This is a genomic window from Pseudoalteromonas sp. Z1A6, from assembly GCF_011378745.1.
In the GTDB taxonomy this organism is placed as follows: Bacteria; Pseudomonadota; Gammaproteobacteria; order Enterobacterales; family Alteromonadaceae; genus Pseudoalteromonas; species Pseudoalteromonas arctica.
This window is the reverse complement of record NZ_WTKW01000389.1, coordinates 1-3585: the sequence shown is the minus strand read 5'-3', so window position 1 is coordinate 3585 and position 3585 is coordinate 1. Positions and strand designations below refer to the sequence as shown.

Genomic DNA, 3585 nt, shown 5'->3' with positions numbered 1-3585 from the left:
AAACCAGAGAAGGAAGGTAACTTATATATAAATTGTGTGCAAGCTATTTTTGTAAAAATATTTATAATAAATCTTATCAACTGCTTACAAAGCCCGTTTTTAGTTACCAAAGGATAAGTATGAATTACCTAATAGTGAGTGATATTTATGGTTTAACCCCTGCTTTAAGGAGGTTATCACAGGCAATTAGTTCAAATTTAGTTATTGTTGACCCTTACAATAACAAGTATCAAGCCATTGAAAGTGAACAAGATAGTTACAACAATTTTATACAGCAGTGTGGCCATGATAAATACACCGACAAACTTCAAAAATGCTTTGAGAGTTTAAAATTGCCAACGACGTGTATTGCTTTTAGTGCAGGGGCAAGTGCAGCATGGCGGGCACAGTTATTAACAGGCAATACACACCTTAAAAAGTTAATTGGCTTTTATCCGTCGCAAATTAGACATAACTTAAATTTAAGTGCAAAAGTACCCTGTGAGTTCATATTTCCAGCAAGTGAGAGTCACTTTAATGTTGATGAAGTTATTAAAGCTTTAAGCACCAAAGCGGATGTTAAGTGCTATAAAACCAATTTTTTGCATGGTTTTATGAACGAGTACTCAACCAATTTTAATGCGCAAGGGCTTGTTGAATATAGTAACTATATAAAACTGAGCAGCCGTTAAAGCGTGTTTAGCTGCTCTTTACTAATATCAGGAAAATCGGTGCGGGTATTATATTTTGCATACAGCGTTGTAAAAACGCTACTACCGGATAGCTTATCTAACTCTTTTATAAAGGTTTTCGCACTAGATCGAGCGGGTCTACAGCATACTTGATACTGTTTTATTATACCCGCGACAGATAAACCTTGTTTTTGTAGCTCCAAATCGGCCTGTGCAAAAAAAGCCGCACCCGTCCAATAAACACGTTGCTGGGCTTGTTGTTTCCACATATCAGCAGAGAGCTTATTAAGTGGCTGTGTTTTAGTTTTAGTTTGCAGGCGGGCACGATCAAATCCTGCATTTAAACGTTGTACAAATTGCGGCTGGGTAATTATACCGCTGTCACGCATTATTACGTTTTGCATGTAACTAGCAAAACCCTCGCTTAGCCAAAAACCGGAGTAGGGAAGTAGCGGCAAATATAAATGCGAAAGTTCATGGTATAGCGTCCAATCTTTAGTGAATGCATTTAAACTGGCATAGCGATCTATATGTAGTTCAAGCCCATCGGGGTTATTGCGCTTAACTGTAGCCCAAGGTACAGGCTCAAAAGCAAAGTATTGCGGTTTTAAATAAATAGGCAATGTGGTTTGTTTTAAAGGTCCCAGTGTATTTTGTGTTTTTTCAGCACTTTGATTAACCCATGTAGACACCGTATTTTGAGCATTACTTGAGAGCGAGCTAAGGTTATGTATGACTACTTCAACGGCTAATGCGTTAAAAGAGCTGATTAATAGTAGCAGTACAAAAAAGAATTTCATTAAAATGCTCCACTGTAATTTAATAACTGGTACGAAAATTCTAATATACAAGACCAACTAAATGGATAAATAATCACGCCTAATTCTTTATTTTTTAAAATGATAGTAACTATAAAAGTACAAATACAGACACTCCTAGCTAAGCATGGTTTAATCAATTAATCGTTATTTTAAGTTAGGTTTAGCCATGACGTATCAGCATATTCAAGTTCCTGAGCACGGCCAAAATATCACTATTGATGCACAAGGACACTGGCAAATACCGTTAGAACCTATCATTGCTTTTATTGATGGCGATGGCGTGGGGCTAGATGTTATGCCGGTAATGCGCCATGTTGTTGATAGTGCAATTGAACATTGTTATAAAAGCGCACGGAAAATTCATTGGATGCAGGTTTATAATGGCGAGCAGGCCGCAAAGCTGTATGACGGTGACTGGTTTCCACAAGAAACAATTAACGCAGTACGTGCCTGTAAAATTGCCATAAAAGGGCCGTTAACCACACCACTGGGTGGTGGTTTTCGATCGCTTAATGTAGCCCTCAGGCAAGAAATGGATTTGTTTGTAAATATGCGCACTATAAAAGGCTTTAGTGCGCTCCCTTCTCCTTTAAAAAATCCATTTTTAACAAACATAACAGTGCTTCGTGATAGCAGCGAAGACGTGTACTCAGGTATTGAGTGGCAAGCAGGCAGTGTAGAAAGCGAAAAAATGCTCGACTTTTTATGTGAGGAAATGGGGGTAACCCGCTTAAGGTTTTCACAAGAGTGCGGAATTGGTATTAAAAATATATCTAAAGAAGGCTCTGAGCGACTAATGCGTTATGCCATTAACTATGCACTTAAAAACGATAGTGAATCTCTAACGCTAGTACACAAAGGTAATGTACTTAAATTTACCGATGGAGCATTTAAGCGTTGGGGGTTTGCACTTGCTCAAAACGAGTTTAATGCCACCGCACATGAAAATGGGCGTTGGCTGCAAATAGAGCGAGCACACCAATCGCCCTTAATTATTAAAGAAGTCATAGCCGATAACATGCTGCAGCAATGTTTAATGCACCCAGAGCAATTTGATGTAGTGGTAACTACTAACCAAAACGGCGACTTTTTGGCGGATATGCTCAGCGCACAAGTTGGCGGTGTTGGCATAATGCCCGCTGCAAATTTAAATAACGATGTCGCATTTTTTGAGCCCACTCACGGCACGTTTGAGCGTATAGCAGGGCAAAATAAAGCAAACCCAAGTAGCAGTATTTTAAGTTCGGTATTAATGCTTAAATTTATGGGCTGGGACGAAGCCGCATTACTCATAGAAAATGCGTTAGAGCAAACATTTAAAAGCGGTGAAGTAACCTTTGATTTAGCACAAGAGCACACTGATAGCTCAAGTATTCATAACTCGACAACCTTAACTTGTACTGGCTTTGCAAAGAAGGTTATCGAGCACTTTTAAATACATCCATTATTAAGCTGCTGAGGCAGTTTTTACTCTGTGCATACAAGGGCGGTTGGTTAACTGCGCTGCACGATGGTAAATCTCATGTGCTTGGGGTTCATCACACTGTGTACCACTAAGCGTATCCATTAACGCAACAACAATAATTGCAGGAACCTGGCAGCAATATTCGTCTAAAACGGCTTCCGTAGTTTGTGCATCTACATGGCAAAGTGGATGATTTTTAAGTTGGTATGCATTTAATAATGTATCAACTTCTAATACATCATCTGGTTGATGCTTTGTTTTACGGCATTTACAACCAAACTCATCAACTAAAGTAGCTAACGCTTGGTAAGTTTCAGTGGTGTTAGCTTTAGTGCATAACTGCTCTTCAATGAACTGATGCAAGTTAGCATCGATGAATAATCCGTCTTGGCGTGTGAAAGAAGCTGTTGTCATAATAATTACTCTTAGTTTGTTGGCTTAACTTCACTCTAGCGCTAAGTGTATTATTAATAAAATTGTTGTTTTCAATAACTGATATTGATTTTATCAATAGTAAGTTTGAAAACTAAATAAAAAATAGAAAACATATCTAAATAATACTAATTAATTTGGTGCAATGCGGTGAAAGTGTGCACAAAACTGGAACAAAGGGAGGAGTTGAGGAATA

At 38.3% G+C, this 3585-nt stretch carries 4 protein-coding genes; 2 read left to right on the top strand and 2 right to left on the bottom strand.

The window, feature by feature from the left end:
- Positions 1–119: 119 nt before the first annotated feature.
- Positions 120–671 carry a hypothetical protein gene (locus tag GQR46_RS17580; protein WP_165727372.1) on the top strand — a complete coding sequence of 184 codons (552 nt, stop codon included), beginning with the start codon at positions 120–122 and terminating at the stop codon, positions 669–671.
- Here GQR46_RS17580 and GQR46_RS17575 read toward each other — a convergent pair.
- Complete coding sequence (locus GQR46_RS17575; RefSeq protein WP_165741763.1) at positions 668–1471, bottom strand: hypothetical protein; 804 nt, start codon at positions 1469–1471, stop codon at positions 668–670. The genes GQR46_RS17580 and GQR46_RS17575 overlap by 4 nt on opposite strands.
- Before the next feature lie 187 nt (positions 1472–1658).
- Between GQR46_RS17575 and icd the strand changes: the two genes are divergently transcribed.
- Positions 1659–2927 carry an NADP-dependent isocitrate dehydrogenase gene (gene icd / locus GQR46_RS17570; RefSeq protein WP_165741762.1) on the top strand — a complete coding sequence of 423 codons (1269 nt, stop codon included), beginning with the start codon at positions 1659–1661 and terminating at the stop codon, positions 2925–2927.
- Positions 2928–2939: 12 nt separating this feature from the next.
- On the opposite strand, the gene GQR46_RS17565 is transcribed toward icd, so the two are convergent.
- Positions 2940–3371, bottom strand: a complete 432-nt coding sequence (locus GQR46_RS17565) for a hypothetical protein (RefSeq protein WP_010554222.1) — start codon at positions 3369–3371, stop codon at positions 2940–2942.
- Between the last annotated feature and the right edge of the window lie 214 nt (positions 3372–3585).

Bases quoted from the DNA above. Each gene is read 5' to 3' on its own strand.
- GQR46_RS17580 (WP_165727372.1), top strand. From the start codon at position 120: ATGAATTACCTAATAGTGAGTGATATTTATGGTTTAACCCCTGCTTTA.
- GQR46_RS17575 (WP_165741763.1), bottom strand. From the start codon at position 1,471: ATGAAATTCTTTTTTGTACTGCTACTATTAATCAGCTCTTTTAACGCA.
- icd (WP_165741762.1), top strand. From the start codon at position 1,659: ATGACGTATCAGCATATTCAAGTTCCTGAGCACGGCCAAAATATCACT.
- GQR46_RS17565 (WP_010554222.1), bottom strand. From the start codon at position 3,371: ATGACAACAGCTTCTTTCACACGCCAAGACGGATTATTCATCGATGCT.